Here is a 15,077-nt window from a genome sequence, read left to right as displayed (position 1 = left end):
TGCTATATCATCTTTTACATAAATTAACGCTTTAACTCGTGATACATGCTAGAAAATACATGCTGTAACCCATATATCTAATAAAGCAAGATTTTAACCGCAGGAGATGGATCATGGCAGAAGGTAAAGTAGGTTTATACCGCTCACAAAAACAACATATGATTGCTGGTGTGATGGGTGGTATAGCAGAACGATTTGGCTGGAATGCCAACCTATTACGCTTAGTGTTTATTGCTGTCTCTGTCATGAGTGCAGCGTTCCCCGGTATTTTAGTCTATTTAATTCTGTGGCTTGTCATGCCCAAACAACATAACATGAGCAACACCACTACACAGCCAAATCAGATGAAAACAGTCTATGAAGACCGTACAAAATAAACTAAACAAGCCTACTGTAGACTACAGTTTGACTTGTTTGATCTTTAAACATAAAGCTTATGCTTTGTGCAACAGATAGTCTTTGCCTCAGATTGGTAAAATCCTTATACTTAGTCCCAATTTTCTTATAATTTTAGGGATGCTACATGAGTCGCGCCATCTCTCACATTGATACCTTTCAAGGCCTTATTCTGGCACTACAAACCTACTGGGCTGAACAAGGCTGTGTCATACTACAACCATACGACATGGAAATGGGTGCAGGTACATTTCACACCGCAACGTTCTTACGTGCTCTAGGGCCTGAAACGTGGAATGCCGCTTACGTACAGCCATCACGTCGTCCTAAAGATGGACGCTATGGTGAAAACCCAAACCGCCTACAACATTACTATCAGTTCCAAGTTGCACTGAAGCCAAACCCAGACAATATTCAACAGCTATATTTAGATTCTTTAAAAGCGATTGGTATTGACCCATTGGTTCACGACATTCGTTTTGTCGAAGACAACTGGGAATCTCCAACCCTTGGTGCATGGGGCCTTGGTTGGGAAGTTTGGCTTAATGGTATGGAAGTAACCCAGTTTACCTACTTCCAACAAGTTGGTGGTTTAGAGTGCTACCCTGTGACAGGTGAAATTACCTATGGTCTAGAGCGTCTTGCGATGTACTTGCAAGGTGTAGATTCTGTCTATGATTTAGTATGGACCAAAGGCCAATTTGGTACAGTTACTTATGGTGATGTATTCCATCAAAATGAAGTTGAGCAATCGACATACAACTTTGAATATGCACCTGTAGAAAAACTATTTGAATTATTTGATTTTTACGAGCAAGAAGCCAATCGTTTGATTGAAGCAGGCTTACCTTTACCTGCTTATGAACAAGTGATTAAAGCATCTCACTCGTTTAACTTGCTCGATGCACGTGGTGCGATTTCTGTAACAGAACGCCAGCGCTTTATTTTACGTGTTCGTACATTGTCTCGTGCGATTGCCCAAAGTTATGTGGATGCCCGTGCAAAACTTGGCTTCCCAATGGCTGAACCAAAATTAAGAGATGAAGCATTAGCGGCAATACAAGCACAGATCGACACAGCAACAGCCAAAGCGGAGAAAAAATAATGAATCAACACACCGTATTATTTGAGCTTGGCTGTGAAGAACTTCCACCAAAAAGTTTAAAGAAACTGCGTGATGCATTACAGCAAGAAACTGAAAAAGGCTTAAACAACGCAGGCTTAAACTTTGAGCAAATGGTTGCGTATGCGGCACCACGTCGTTTAACGCTTAAAATTACAGGCCTAGATGCAGCCCAAGCCGACACACAAAAGCGTTTTGATGGCCCTGCCAAACAAGCTGCTTTTGATGCCGATGGCCAGCCTACCCGTGCCCTTGAAGGCTTTATGCGTGGCCAAGGTATTACTGTTGCAGACGTTTCTACTTTTCAAGCAGGTAAAGTCGAAAAAGTATGCTATTACAAAGATGTAAAAGGGCAATCTATAGATGTATTACTGCCTGAAATTTTACAGCACGCTCTAAACCAATTACCAATTGCCAAAAGAATGCGTTCAGCAGCAAGCCGTACCGAATTTGTACGCCCTGTAAAATGGGTGCTGTTGCTTAAAGATGACCAAATCATTGATGCAGTCATTCAAGACCATAAAACAGGCAACACTACCTATGGTCATCGTTTCCATGCACCTGAAGCCATTACCCTACAGCATGCCAATGATTACCTTGCCGTACTTGAAAAAGCATATGTGGTGGCTGATTTTGAAAAACGCCAACAGATCATTCAAAATCAAGTTAAAGACTTAGCTGATGAAGTCAATGCAACTGCGATTGTACCTGCGGACTTGCTTGATGAAGTCACGGCCTTGGTTGAGTGGCCTGTCGCTTTACGTGCAACGTTTGAAGAGCGTTATTTGGCTGTGCCACAAGAAGCTCTCATTACCACCATGCAAGACAACCAAAAATACTTTTGCTTGGTTGATGCAAACCACAAGCTACAGCCATACTTTATTACCGTATCTAACATTGCATCAAAAGACCCTCAGCAAATTATTGAAGGCAATGAAAAAGTGGTTCGCCCTCGTTTAAGCGATGCAGAGTTCTTTTTCTTACAAGACCAAAAGCAACCTTTGGCTTCTCGTTCAGAAAAACTGGCCAATATGGTTTTCCAAGCACAGCTTGGCACCCTATGGGATAAATCAGAACGCATTGCGAAACTTGCGGTGGCACTGTCTGAAATTACAGGCGTAAACCCAGCAGATGCAGAACAAGCAGCTAAGCTTGCCAAATGTGACTTAACATCAGAGCTTGTGGGTGAGTTTCCTGAACTACAAGGCATTGCAGGTACATACTATGCTCGCCTTGAAGGACAAAACCATGAAGTCGCTGAAGCACTCGGTGAACAATACTTACCAAAATTTGCAGGCGATGTACTCCCAAGCACAAAAACAGGTACAACCTTAGCATTGGCTGACCGCTTAGACACCTTGGTGGGTATTTTTGGTATTGGCCAAGCCCCAACAGGCTCAAAAGACCCATTTGCCCTACGCCGTTCAGCGATTGGTACTTTACGTTTAATCATTGAAAATAAACTTGATGTATCTATTCAACGCCTCATTGAATTGGCTTTACAAGGTTATGTAGAGATTATTAAAGACCCTGCACAGACTTTAAGCGAAGCAACAGCATTTTTAGAAGGTCGCTACCGTGCCAAATACGAAGATCAAGGCGTAACCATCGATGTGATTCAAGCTGTACAGGCACTGTCACCAAGCTCACCGCTTGACTTTGAGCAACGTATTAACGCAGTGAATCACTTCCGCACATTACCAGAAGCAGCAGCGCTTGCAGCAGCAAATAAACGTGTGGCGAATATTTTAGCCAAAGAGCCTGCAACAGCGGGTGAAGTGTCGGAAGAACAACTGGTGGAAGACGCTGAGAAAGGTTTATATCAAGCCATTCAACAGCTCATACCACACGTTGAGCCTCTATTGTCAACACGTCAGTACACAGAAGCGCTTTCTGCACTTGCAACGCTTCGTGCCCCAATTGACCACTTTTTTGATAATGTGATGGTCATGGCCGACGACCAAGCCCTAAGAGCTAACCGTTTACGTTTACTCAATCAATTACGACAACTGTTTACAGCCATTGCAGATATTTCTGTACTCCAAGCATAAACAAAAAAAGCCCTCAAATATGTGAGGGCTTTTTTATCGTCATTTAATTAAACCAAAATAAAACGTGTTGTATCTGTTAAAGGTGGATCTACAAACGTACACACCCCATATTCATCGGTACTTAAATTTTGTCCTTTATAACTAATCACATAATATCCATCATGTTTTTTTAGCACCAATGGACTTAAATCTGCTGACAATGCGTCATCTTCCTTGACCAATTTCATTACACGGCGGTCATTCATGGCCACCAAATAACGCTCACGGTTGATCTCTATTTTCACTAAACAGCTTGATTTTGCTAACAGCGGAATTAAATATTTATCATTTAAACCAATCGCTTCTTGCGTGTAACTTTCCACCTTACTACTAATTAAGTTAAAAATTAAAAAGTTTTCAAAGTGATCTTGCAACTTTAAATGTGACTCTTGTGGCAAGTTCACTTTAATACCAAGCTTTTGTAAATCTTGCTCAGTCACTTGCCTACGATTCAGCATAACACGGGTAATTAATTGCTTTAATGCAGGGTCAAAGTACTGTGCATCTAGCTGTAAATCATTATTTTTTAAAATACGTCCCAATGCTTTACTATGGCGTGACATCAGTTGCCCAATGACATTACGATAATAAAACTTACTGTTCTTTTTCACTTGACGAATTTGCGTATAAAAATAATTTTGATCAAGCTTATGACGAATAAAGTCATTCAGTAGACTAGAGCTAGCTAAAACAGACAGTGCATCATGACCTGTAAAAGGTAAATTTAAAGTCATTAAACGTGGCAACAGACCTTTAATCTTTAAATAATGCTCTTTGTCTTCGTTATAATATGGATCATAGACAATAATATAGTCGGTCTGTGGTGAAATATCTTGTGCTGAAATATCCATATCACGGTGCAAGTTAATATCAAAAAACTCGGCATAGCGTCGGTCTTCAACTTCTTGCGGATTAATACTGTATTGCGGTACAAAAGCAATCGCACGAGACATACGTAACAGTTTAGCGTATTTAATCACTGCATAACCACCCATAGACCCGCCGTAGCCTACAATGGTTTTAAATTGTGCCAAATAAGGCTCTACTGCTTGCATCATCTGGTGCATGCTTTCTACAGGAAACCATGACTTTTCTTTTGGCATCACGCCAATTACATTGTAATCGTACTTCACCAACGATTTTTCAGCATTAATGCTTAAGCCTTTCGCACGTGTGATGAGATCGCCAAAGGAGAAAATTAATTCTTCTGAATGTCCTTTTAAAAAAATAACGCGAATATGGTCATCTTCAAAAATGATTTGTTTATCCATTACACACCAAAAGGTTAGAGGTTTGACCTAAAGCCCGCTTATTTTAATGAAATTATGTTAAATTTATCACACTAAAATTCTAATACGCTTTAGGAAACTCATAAAAGTAGTTTAGTTACTACATATTATATACTGTCTTGGCAATAAAATAAGCATCAAAAAAAGCCAATAAAATTCAAACACTTCATAAATATGTCATATAGTTTTGTCAAAGTATTAACTGGAAAATCACCTCTTTAGTGTGCTTTTGGAAATTTAGGCATGAATTATATTAGAACAGCCGAGGCCATTACGGCGTTAGAAACCCGCGATCGCGTATTATCTGCAAAACAACGCCAACTACTGATTTTAATTGGCAGTAAAGATTTTAATAAACTGTCCGATACTGCAAAAGAAGCAATGTGTTCATCGGAAGTGTTTAATAGTCTAATAGACTTAGGCTTTTTGACACATAACAATCATGATGCTGTATCTACACCTGAACCACAAAAAAGCTCAGAGATAAAAGAACAAGATACGCTCACACCCTCTAAACAGACGAAAACCCCAATAACACCTCATGTTCAAAGTGAGCCAACTATTCACAATGAGGCACCTGTAACGATACAAGTACAGCCTGAAGAAAGTCATGAGCAATATCAGCAGATTGAACTCACGTTCGACAATATGAAGCAGTTGCTGATTGCTACACTGTCTCAACACTGCGGACTGATGGGAAAAACCCACGCTAAAAAAATAGAAAATGCCCAAACCGTGGCTGAATTAAAACGCTCACATATGACCGTGATTACATTATTGCAAGAAAGTCGCATGTCTCAAGCTGAGTTACTTCAGTTCACAAAAGCATTACAACGTTTTTATCAGCACATACACTAAGTCAATTCGATCTTCTTTAAGCCATATCTCACATAACAAAATAAAGCCGTGCGTAAATCACAATTGTAAATATATGTACAATATCAATATTCTTTTAAGCCATGCCATGCACCCTCAAAGGCTTTATGAAATGGCAAAATCATGTCAAAGAATAGCATACACCCAACAGCACAACACGGCTTTGCCAATATACAACACGCAAAAAACTATCAACAGGCTCGGCCAAATTATCCAGTAGAAATCACAGCATGGTTACAACAACACCTCAACCTCAATCATCAGTCTAAGCTTCTTGACCTTGCCTCAGGCACAGGAAAATTTACTGCTCGCCTTATCCCAATTAGCACAGATATTACTGCTGTTGAGCCTGTAGAGGCAATGCGAGCCATTTTCACACAGCAACACCCTCAGCTTGGGGTTATGCATGGTTTAAGTCATCAGATTCACTTACCAGACCATCAATTTGATGCCATTTTTTGTGCTCAAGCATTTCACTGGTTTTCAAATATTGAAACACTCCAAGAGATCAACCGCCTACTTAAACCACAAGGTGATTTCATTTTAATCTGGAATAATCGGGATAATAGCCAAGCATGGGTCAATGCCCTATCTGAGCATTTAAAGCCATTTGAAAATGATGCACCTCGTTTCTATACACAACAATGGCAACAGGTATTTTCACAACAAAACCTGTTCCAAGCCGTGACAACACAACAATTCAATTACGCACATTGCGGTACAGTACAACAGGTGGTCATAGATCGGTTGTTATCCAGTAGTTTTGTAAAAACATGGCCTAGTGCCGTACAACAACAACTCGCAGATGATTTAGAAAAAATCGTAAAACAGCATACTGGACTTTTAGCCACCGATCAGGTTGCATTCCCCTATGTTACTCACATTTATCACTTTCGTGCTACAAACTAAAACTAGGTTTTAAGATGAGATACGTACACGGCACACCCAACGCTCTACTGGTGGTGCTGTTGTTTCCCACGGTCTTATATAACTTAAAGAAATTTCTTCTTCGCCTGCTTGCGTTGCATAAAATTGAAAGATTTTTTCTGTTGGTTGGCCAACCATATCAGGTTGCTCTGTTTTAGGTTTCTGCTCAGATTGCTCTACATTAAAGTTGCTTAAGGGCTTGGTGATTTGCCACTGATATCCGGTACTCGGATTCTCAGGGGCGTGAAACATTAGACTCTGACCTACTTTCATTTGTAAAAGTGCGGGGCATTTTTGCTTTAAGGTAAATACATGCGTTTTACCATCGACTGTTGGGCTTGTACCATGACATGCACTCAACAGCAAAGAAATACATAGAACACCCTTGCGTAATGCACTGTTCATGATCTCGCTCACTTATTTTATTTATGTACTGACGTAAAATATATTTCATCAATGTATAATATTTTGACCATAGATAAAACCTTACATCGGCACTTTTTGTAACCATTGTACTTGTGTTACACGAAATAACTCACAACCACCCTCGCCAACATCTGTATTGGTTAAAGATGACGTCCAGACTAAATCACCATCTTTCACTTCAACCAAGTCACCTTTTAAACGCACTAAATCACCCCGTTTCACTTGGTTGAGTTGTTTTAGTACTGTCGGTGTTGCAGGAATCATATGCATATTCGACACCATTTGCATGGCTCGCTGTGGTGACACAGGTAACGGATTCATCTTCCAGTTTAAAAAGCGGTCATATTGACGAACGTCTATACGTTGTGCGATGTTCTGGCGAGCAAATAATCCCCAACTTACAGCAAAATCTACAGGGGAAAATTTTGCTTGTTCATCTTGAGTATAGTGCTGTGTACTCAAAATACGGAAATCACCTAAGAATGGTTTTAGACTACGGATAGACTGCTCAGGTGCTGTTGGACTCAGCCCGTTGGCAATATTATATTTTGCACTGTCAGTGACCAGTTGGGCACTATACGCCACCTGACTACACAGCAATATCATCAGCCCTATACCGTACATTCTTCCTTTCATCTGTTGACTCATTCATGCTTGGGAGTTTTAATTCCTCATTTTTACATCATTCAGCACATCATCATGGAAGCCATTTGTCTGATTTATTCATCAAACTGTATATAGAGTGTTTCAAATCGTACTCGTTTTTGCTCAATGGCCTGTGCAATGGCTTTTTGCCCAGCAGTGAGTCTGGCCTGACCACTTTTAATATCCATAAAAACCACTTGTATGTCTTCTGCTCTGCCTTCACCATCTCTAAATGCGGTATAACCATCAAAAATTACATAGTCGATGGGATCTCCTAAAAACCGAGCATCGGCAGGTAAATAATTAAAATCGGGTAAAATAGGTGCAAACTGTTCAGCCATTTTTCCTTTCAAAACAGCACGACTGGTATTTACACTTCTTTTTTGTGCCGCTTGTAACGCAAGAGCATGTTCTGCTTGAAGCTCTAAAATGTAGGCTTCATACTCCGCCTGAATTTTGCCATGTCTTGTTCGAGCAAGTAACATACTGGCTAGGAATGCACCTACAATCATTCCAATGACCAAAATCATCCATGCTGGCATATTCTTTCATTCCTCTGTTGCTCAATGATTTATCAAGCATATTGTCATGTTTTATCTATTTAAAAAATGCTAAAGTATTTGAAACATCACAATTTAATATTTCTTATGAAAACAATTCTGATTGCAAATCAAAAAGGTGGATGTGGTAAAACCAATACAGCAATTACTGTGGCTACTGCATTAGCCGTCAAGGGCTATGCCGTCGCTTTGGCCGATGCAGATACACAAAAATCAACCCTACACTGGTTAAAACAACGTCCATCTTCTGCGGTACAAATTTTATCTTTAGATTGGCGTAATGAAAAGTCGATTGGTGACGCACCCAAACACATAGATTACTTGGTCATTGATGCCCCTGGCGCAGTTTCTGGCGAGCTTGCAGAGCAATTGATTAGTGAAAGTCATGCCATTATTACACCACTACAACCTTCTTTTTTTGATTTACACAGTACCAAGAATTTTTTAAAGAAATTACAAGATATTAAAAGAATTCGTAAAGGGAAAGTCGATATTTTACTACTTGCAAACCGTGTAAAACCACAAAGTGTAAACTCGCAAAACTTCCAAGACTTTTTTAAAAAAGTTGAGCATGACCCGATTGCATGGATTTCAGAACGTACCGTATATGGTCAGCTAGCAGCACAGGGATTGAGCATTTTTGACCACACACAAAAGCGTTATGTGGATATTCAAAAACAATGGCAACCTGTGCTTGATGTCATCATTGAAGATAAGACACAGTGGTTCTAATCTAATACATCACCGACACATCAAACAACTCGAGATTGCCGTGCAACGATATATTCCGAACCTGCTGCATAAAACCTTTTTCTTAGGGTTACTGAGTATTTTTTTATATTTAAGTTTCAATGTATTAAAATATTTTATTGTACCTGTCGTTTGGGCCGTCATTATTGCGTATATGACTTGGCCAATTTATACATGGGTTCAAAAAATATGTGGTGTTGAACGGCGTAATCTGGGGGCATTTTTTATGTTGCTGATGATTATACTTACCATCGGCTTACCCTTAGGTTTTGGTATTGTAGTATTACAACGAGAAGGGCAAAGTCTCTTTTTACAAGTACAACAACAGATTTATGCAGGTCATTTCACTTTACCCAGTTTTGTTTTACAACTACCGATTGTTGGTACTGAAGCCAGTCGTATTTTGGCAGAACTCAATACCAATCCCGATCGTATTTTTCAAAATATTACCACATGGCTACAAGGGCATTTAAGCTATGGCCGTGCGGTATTGAGTGAAATTACACGGAATCTAGTAAAATTGGGTTTTACTTTACTGTCATTGTTCTTTTTTTACCGTGACGGCCAGTCATTACTCAAGCAGTTCCACTTTGCTTTAGAAAAAGTGATTGGCAATCGCATTCATCACTACATGACCACCATTTCAGATACAACACGTGCCGTCGTCTATGGTATTGGATTAACTGCTTTAGTACAGGCGATTTTAGCAGGGCTGAGTTATTTTGTGGCTGATGTACCTAATCCATTACTCCTCACCTTAGTGACTTTTATATTGGCACTGATTCCCTTTGGTACACCTGTATCTTATGGCAGTGTTGCTCTTTGGCTCCTTTCACAAGGACATATTGTCAGTGCAATTGCTGTATTGGCATGGGGCATATGTATTGTCAGTTCATCAGACAATGTGATTCGCCCTCTGGTCATTTCCGGTGCGACACAAATTCCTTTTCTGCTGATCATGTTTGGTGTATTAGGTGGCATAGCCAGTTTTGGATTAATCGGGCTCTTTATTGGCCCTGTGATTTTAGCTGTATTGTTAGCGGTATGGCGTGAATGGATTCAAGAGTTAAAAGAAGATACCTCACAGAACTAAAGATAACTAGACAATGTTCGGGCAATTTAAGCCCGAACAATATCAGTCTTAAGCATTCAAAAAAGGCTTATTTACTGTCGTTTGTAATCTCTGCATAGATTTCAGCAAGTACAGGTATTTGACATAATTCTTGGTGAATACGCACATACTGAAACACCCCTACTTCTTTTTCCACACCATAGACATCAACCACCTCAGAAATCCTGAGACGATGTGCTTCTGGCATCTCATCACACAAAATGGCAAAGCGTTGCTCTATCTGCTCATTTTCAATAATCAAGGCAATTACATCTTTTGCATCAGGCGTGTGTACATCATAAATGGGCAATTCAACATCATGCCACTGAATGTACTTTACCCCATGCTGGGGGGTTTGCACCGATAAAATTAAATTTTGTGGTAGGACAATTGTTGCTTGGTTGGCACAGCGAATCTTAAAGACATCAACAAAACCTGCCGACACCGTCATGAGTTCGCTCAAGTTTTGTTTAGATGCACCTGATGTATCTATGAATTGGTTATCAACCATTTGCATCACCTTTTAAATCTTGTATGACCTGTTCAATTTGAGCCAATAAAGCCTCTTCTTGGAATGGTTTACCCATATAGTAATTCACACCCAGACTCATGGCACGCTCACGATGCTTCAAACCTGTTCTAGAGGTAATCATAATGATCGGCAATGCATGATGCACTGTATCATTTCGCACTAAATTAGCCACTTCAAAGCCATCCATACGTGGCATTTCAATGTCAAGTAACATCATATCTGGCTGTAAACTTTCTAATTTTTCAATGGCATCAATACCATCTTTAGCTGTAACAACATCATAACCATGACGCTCAAGTATACGAGAAGTCACTTTTCGTACTGTCACTGAGTCATCAACAATCATTACTGTATGACGTAAATCTTGCTTGTCATCGTGGTTGAATTTCTCAATCGCATAATTATAACGGAAAGTATTCTGTGCAGTCCGAGCAATATTTTGTGCATCTAGAATAAAGCAGACTCGACCATCACCTAAAATGGTTGCTCCACCTAAGGTCTGAATATGCTTGAGGGTATTGTTCAGAGGTTTAACTACAATTTCTACTCGCGACCCAACCAGCTGATCCACCAATAAAGCAATCAATTGATTGTTATAACCTCTTACCAGAATAATTGGGAAGTTTTCAGCTGTCGCAAAGTTTGGTTTTTTTGCATAACCTAAAAACTCTGACAAATAACGTAAACGGCAGTCCTGCCCATTGATTTGGCAATATTCCTCATCAGTACTAAAGTGTTTTTGTAGCTGCTCTGAAGGCATCATGGCAATACGTTCAATTTGTGACAATGGAATCGCAAATTGTTGTTCACTCACTTTAACCATGAGTGCATCTGCCACAGTCATAATGGTTGGAATACGTATGGTAAATTTTGCACCCTGATCTTTCGTTGAGGTTACAGAAATGTGTCCACCCAAAGCACGAATGTCATTTTTTACCACATCTAGACCAACACCACGACCTGACAGCTGAGTCAGTTCTGCAGCCGTAGAAAACCCAGAGCTAAAGATAAATTGTAGTACATCATCATCAGCCATCGGCTCTTGTGCGGTAATCAGACCTAAGCCTTGTGCTTTACGACGAATTTGTTCAACGTCAATGCCTCGACCGTCATCTTGTACATCAAGCAAAATATCTGTACCTTGACGCATTAAAGTGATACTCACTTTACCCACTTTAGGCTTATCTTTTTGCAGTCTCTCTCTCGTACTTTCAATACCATGGTCAATCGAGTTACGAATCATATGCTCTAATGGTGTGACTAAGCGATCCAAAGTGCTTCGGTCGATTTCAAGCCTTGCGTTCACCACTTCCAATTCAACTGAGCGGTTTACCGACATGGCTGTTTGGCGAACCAAACGCTGTAATCGTGATTCAACCAGTGAAAAGGCAACTTGTCTCACCCGCAACAGGTTATCTTGCACATCTGTTTGCATACGTGCCTGTTCAAGTAACAAGGTTTCAGAATCAGCAATTTTATCAGTCAATGTCGACTTAAAATCGAGTAAATCTGAGGCAGACTCAGCAAGGGACTTAGATAATTGGTTCAATGCTGAGTATTGATCCATTTCTAATGGGTCAAAGTCTTCATACTCACCTTCAAGACTGTGTCTTGCTAAAATTTGAGTTTCGAGCTCACCCTCCATTCGCCGCAACTGTTCAGACAGTCGTACAATTGCAAGCTCCATTTCAGACAGTGTGGTACTAAATTGGTTTAAACCCATTTCAACACGTGATCGGTTAATTGCACTTTCAGCAGTTAAATTGGTGACTTTATCAATGGTACTTGCTGACACACGAAGCATTTCTTGAGTAACAGTTGCATCAAACTGTTCTTGCCACAAACCATGCATTGATGGCGGTATTGCACCATCTCCTTGTAAACGATCATCATCTACGTTAACAATCTGCTCTACAGGATCATTCATTCCCTTTGAAGACAAAATAGTATGCTTAATTTTTTCAAGTACTTTAAGACTGTCTTCAAGTGTCGTTAGGTCAATGTTTTGCTTAAAGTAAGCAGATATCTGATCAAATGCTGCATGAATGCTACGGTCATATGCATCTGTTTCTACTTGATAAATGGTATATTGCTCAAATAAATCAAGTAACGAAGCAACAAGTTCTTGAAGCTGTTTTGCATTCGCAATAAGTTTTACATCATTATGCAAAGCATAGACACTACGCTGTACGGCAAGTAGTAAGCCACGGCTTGCGCGTTCTTCACCCCAGGCGTCAAAAGCTTTTTGAGAGGCCTCTAACAACGCCATACTATACGGCGTATGAGTGATATGTTCAGGCGTCTTTTCTATCACTACATCAGTTTGATCTTTTGACTGAGTAAGATCAGTGGCATTTGATATGGCCACCTCTGGCATGGCTTCTTCTATTTCTAGAGAGAAATCATAATGCTCACCTGATTGCTTACACGACTCAAGTAAAGCCACAGTATGTGTAGATCGATAATCTAATCCTTGGTTTCGAATCGCATCGGTACGGCCTGCAAGTTTATCTTGAACACAACGTAAAATCGCAATAAGTAAAGGCGTTGCTTCTCGCTTTTGATGAATCAGTAGTTCATAAATTGATTCTAAATGATGGGCGATTGTCCCTAAATTTACTGCTTGAATCATATTTGCACTCCCTTTTAGGGTATGCAAATTTCGCATCAATTTCTTTAATGTAATCAGCTGTATCGGGTTGCTTTCAAACTCAGCCAGATCACTGTCCATCTGTGTAACAATTTCTTCAGCTTCTTCAACAAAGATATCAACCAGTTCTGTGTCATCTAGCACATTGGCAGATTGCTGTGATAAGTAATGCTCATCACACTCCAATTTTTTAATAATTTGAGCAACAGGAATCACTGGCACAGGCTTAACTAGTGGCTGTTCAGCAATATAACGTACGTCTGATAGTTTTTTGATCAACACATCAAGTTCATCTTGATGTTGTAATAACACAGGATTTATTTGGCCCGATGCAAGAAAATCAAAATAAATCATAAGTGCATTATGAAAATCAGCAAAAGCAACACTTTGTGTTTTTAATGCATCATAATCAGAAAATGCGACTGCAAGTAAAACCATATATGCTTTGCGTAATTTACTCACATAATCAGCTAAATCTACAAGCTTTTTGGTATCTGCCCACTGAATTAATGTTTCACTTTCATCAATCAGTTCTGTTAAATATTTTTCAGCATCCTGCCATACACAGAATTCAAAATCATCTGCAACATCAATAAACTGATCAATCTTTAGTGCAATAATGTCATTAATGCGAATTTGTTCTTGCTCTGAGCGTTTAATATATGCTGCGTACTGTTGCCATACTGCATTAAACTGCTTCAAACTTTGAGTAAGTAACTCAGGATCTGTCGTTTTCAAGCCTTGTAAGTATTGGGCCAAGAATACCTCAAACTGCTCAAGCAAATTCAAACTGAGGTCGAGTTGCCCCTTTTCTTGCAACTCTAAATTAAGTGAAACTTCGACATTACCACTTACACAGACCAAGTCATCAACTTGCATCATGCTTGAGCTCCCTTTTAGGGTATGAATTGCTCTAATTAAGCTAGTGGTGTCTTTCACTGAAGGTTCGTTGTTATTTAAGTAATGTTGTACTTGTTCAAGGTGTTCTGCCATTTCATCTAAATACACACTTGGTATATCTGCAATCATGGCTGTATTAGATGAGGTACTTTCTTCAATCTCTTCACTTGACTGCTCAGAAGTGATGAAATCTGCTTTAGCCGTTGAGTCTTGTTTTGATGTTTCAGTCTTGGTATCAGATGCTGTAGTGATTTGCCAAATTTTCGAATCAATATTGTGTTGCTCTTTTAATGCTTTTGCAACATACAAAAATGGACGAATATCCGCAGTCGATGGCTGTATATACTGAATACTTGGAAGTAAATGTGTTTGATAAAACTCAAAACTAGAGAGTACGTATTGCCTAACCTGTTCGGTGAGTAATGTATGGTCTTGTAATACACCATTGAGTAACTCTTCAACCCCCCAAGCAAACTCTCCCATTTGATTTGCACCGACCATACGGCCAGAACCTTTTAAAGTATGAAAGTGACGACGAATTATGGTAAGCGCATCAAATGCGTGTAAATCTTGCTGCCATTGAACAAATAATTCTGTCAGTTCAACAATAATTTCTTCGACTTCTTCGGCAAAAATTTCAACAATTTCTGCATCTTGTTGTAAATAGGTATCTGCTGGTACTGCAATATCTTGCACTATCCTCTGTACGAGTTCATTCATATTTCGCTCAAACTTTATCTGTTTAGCTCTTGTCGATGTATTGACCGACTTTTAACGTAGATCAACACATCGAAGTTTGTAT

General features: G+C 39.6%; 13 protein-coding genes. 7 read left to right on the top strand and 6 right to left on the bottom strand.

Annotation, left to right across the window (positions count from 1 at the left end):
* Positions 1-113: 113 nt before the first annotated feature.
* From I2F31_RS09430 to glyS, 3 genes are all read left to right on the top strand, one after another.
* Positions 114-377 carry a PspC domain-containing protein gene (locus tag I2F31_RS09430; RefSeq protein ID WP_195768941.1) on the top strand — a complete coding sequence of 88 codons (264 nt, stop codon included), beginning with the start codon at positions 114-116 and terminating at the stop codon, positions 375-377.
* A 146-nt stretch (positions 378-523) separates the two neighbouring features.
* The gene (gene glyQ / locus I2F31_RS09425; RefSeq protein WP_195768940.1) at positions 524-1,501 is read left to right on the top strand and encodes a glycine--tRNA ligase subunit alpha; all 978 of its coding nucleotides are present in this window, start codon (positions 524-526) and stop codon (positions 1,499-1,501) included.
* Positions 1,501-3,570: a glycine--tRNA ligase subunit beta gene (glyS, locus tag I2F31_RS09420; RefSeq protein WP_195773827.1), complete on the top strand. Its 2,070-nt coding sequence runs from the start codon at positions 1,501-1,503 to the stop codon at positions 3,568-3,570. Before glyQ ends, glyS begins: the two co-directional genes overlap by 1 nt.
* Positions 3,571-3,617: 47 nt before the next feature.
* Here the strand turns inward: glyS and I2F31_RS09415 are convergent, their stop codons facing one another.
* Complete coding sequence (locus I2F31_RS09415; protein ID WP_195773825.1) at positions 3,618-4,880, bottom strand: hypothetical protein; 1,263 nt, start codon at positions 4,878-4,880, stop codon at positions 3,618-3,620.
* Positions 4,881-5,141: 261 nt separating this feature from the next.
* On the opposite strand from I2F31_RS09415, the gene I2F31_RS09410 reads away from it, so the two are divergent.
* Together I2F31_RS09410 and I2F31_RS09405 are read left to right on the top strand one after the other, a co-directional pair.
* Positions 5,142-5,756 carry a hypothetical protein gene (locus tag I2F31_RS09410; RefSeq protein ID WP_195773823.1) on the top strand — a complete coding sequence of 205 codons (615 nt, stop codon included), beginning with the start codon at positions 5,142-5,144 and terminating at the stop codon, positions 5,754-5,756.
* Positions 5,757-5,897: 141 nt separating this feature from the next.
* Entirely contained in the window at positions 5,898-6,683 is a 786-nt protein-coding gene (locus I2F31_RS09405; protein ID WP_195768936.1) for a class I SAM-dependent methyltransferase, read from the top strand.
* Between the two features lie 9 nt (positions 6,684-6,692).
* Here I2F31_RS09405 and I2F31_RS09400 read toward each other — a convergent pair whose 3' ends face one another.
* The 3 genes from I2F31_RS09400 to I2F31_RS09390 form a co-directional block, all read right to left on the bottom strand.
* Complete coding sequence (locus tag I2F31_RS09400; RefSeq protein WP_195768935.1) at positions 6,693-7,106, bottom strand: protease inhibitor I42 family protein; 414 nt, start codon at positions 7,104-7,106, stop codon at positions 6,693-6,695.
* Positions 7,107-7,187: 81 nt separating this feature from the next.
* Positions 7,188-7,763, bottom strand: coding sequence for a hypothetical protein (locus I2F31_RS09395; protein ID WP_195768934.1), 576 nt, complete (start codon positions 7,761-7,763; stop codon positions 7,188-7,190).
* A gap of 83 nt (positions 7,764-7,846) precedes the next feature.
* Complete coding sequence (locus I2F31_RS09390; RefSeq protein WP_195773821.1) at positions 7,847-8,314, bottom strand: Holliday junction resolvase-like protein; 468 nt, start codon at positions 8,312-8,314, stop codon at positions 7,847-7,849.
* 105 nt (positions 8,315-8,419) lie between these two features.
* On the opposite strand from I2F31_RS09390, the gene I2F31_RS09385 reads away from it, so the two are divergent.
* Together I2F31_RS09385 and I2F31_RS09380 are read left to right on the top strand one after the other, a co-directional pair.
* On the top strand, positions 8,420-9,064 hold the full coding sequence (locus I2F31_RS09385) for a ParA family protein (RefSeq protein WP_195768932.1): 645 nt from the start codon (positions 8,420-8,422) through the stop codon (positions 9,062-9,064).
* A gap of 40 nt (positions 9,065-9,104) precedes the next feature.
* Positions 9,105-10,175, top strand: a complete 1,071-nt coding sequence (locus I2F31_RS09380; protein WP_407647877.1) for an AI-2E family transporter — start codon at positions 9,105-9,107, stop codon at positions 10,173-10,175.
* A 67-nt stretch (positions 10,176-10,242) separates the two neighbouring features.
* Here I2F31_RS09380 and I2F31_RS09375 read toward each other — a convergent pair whose 3' ends face one another.
* Both I2F31_RS09375 and I2F31_RS09370 read right to left on the bottom strand, forming a co-directional pair.
* Complete coding sequence (locus I2F31_RS09375) at positions 10,243-10,704, bottom strand: hypothetical protein (RefSeq protein ID WP_195768930.1); 462 nt, start codon at positions 10,702-10,704, stop codon at positions 10,243-10,245.
* Positions 10,697-14,995: a hybrid sensor histidine kinase/response regulator gene (locus I2F31_RS09370; protein ID WP_195773817.1), complete on the bottom strand. Its 4,299-nt coding sequence runs from the start codon at positions 14,993-14,995 to the stop codon at positions 10,697-10,699. Before I2F31_RS09370 ends, I2F31_RS09375 begins: the two co-directional genes overlap by 8 nt.
* Between the last annotated feature and the right edge of the window lie 82 nt (positions 14,996-15,077).

This window comes from Acinetobacter rathckeae (assembly GCF_015627125.1).
GTDB lineage: Bacteria > Pseudomonadota > Gammaproteobacteria > Pseudomonadales > Moraxellaceae > Acinetobacter > Acinetobacter rathckeae.
Note: the sequence above shows the minus strand (reverse complement) of the source record. Positions and strands in the feature narration are given on the sequence as shown.

What these genes read in the sequence shown, in the direction of transcription:
- I2F31_RS09375 (WP_195768930.1), bottom strand. Translation starts at nt 10,704, where the DNA reads ATGGTTGATAACCAATTCATAGATACATCAGGTGCATCTAAACAAAAC.
- I2F31_RS09370 (WP_195773817.1), bottom strand. Translation starts at nt 14,995, where the DNA reads ATGAATGAACTCGTACAGAGGATAGTGCAAGATATTGCAGTACCAGCA.
- I2F31_RS09390 (WP_195773821.1), bottom strand. Translation starts at nt 8,314, where the DNA reads ATGCCAGCATGGATGATTTTGGTCATTGGAATGATTGTAGGTGCATTC.
- I2F31_RS09430 (WP_195768941.1), top strand. Translation starts at nt 114, where the DNA reads ATGGCAGAAGGTAAAGTAGGTTTATACCGCTCACAAAAACAACATATG.
- I2F31_RS09415 (WP_195773825.1), bottom strand. Translation starts at nt 4,880, where the DNA reads ATGGATAAACAAATCATTTTTGAAGATGACCATATTCGCGTTATTTTT.
- glyS (WP_195773827.1), top strand. Translation starts at nt 1,501, where the DNA reads ATGAATCAACACACCGTATTATTTGAGCTTGGCTGTGAAGAACTTCCA.
- I2F31_RS09410 (WP_195773823.1), top strand. Translation starts at nt 5,142, where the DNA reads ATGAATTATATTAGAACAGCCGAGGCCATTACGGCGTTAGAAACCCGC.
- I2F31_RS09405 (WP_195768936.1), top strand. Translation starts at nt 5,898, where the DNA reads ATGTCAAAGAATAGCATACACCCAACAGCACAACACGGCTTTGCCAAT.
- glyQ (WP_195768940.1), top strand. Translation starts at nt 524, where the DNA reads ATGAGTCGCGCCATCTCTCACATTGATACCTTTCAAGGCCTTATTCTG.
- I2F31_RS09395 (WP_195768934.1), bottom strand. Translation starts at nt 7,763, where the DNA reads ATGAAAGGAAGAATGTACGGTATAGGGCTGATGATATTGCTGTGTAGT.
- I2F31_RS09400 (WP_195768935.1), bottom strand. Translation starts at nt 7,106, where the DNA reads ATGAACAGTGCATTACGCAAGGGTGTTCTATGTATTTCTTTGCTGTTG.
- I2F31_RS09385 (WP_195768932.1), top strand. Translation starts at nt 8,420, where the DNA reads ATGAAAACAATTCTGATTGCAAATCAAAAAGGTGGATGTGGTAAAACC.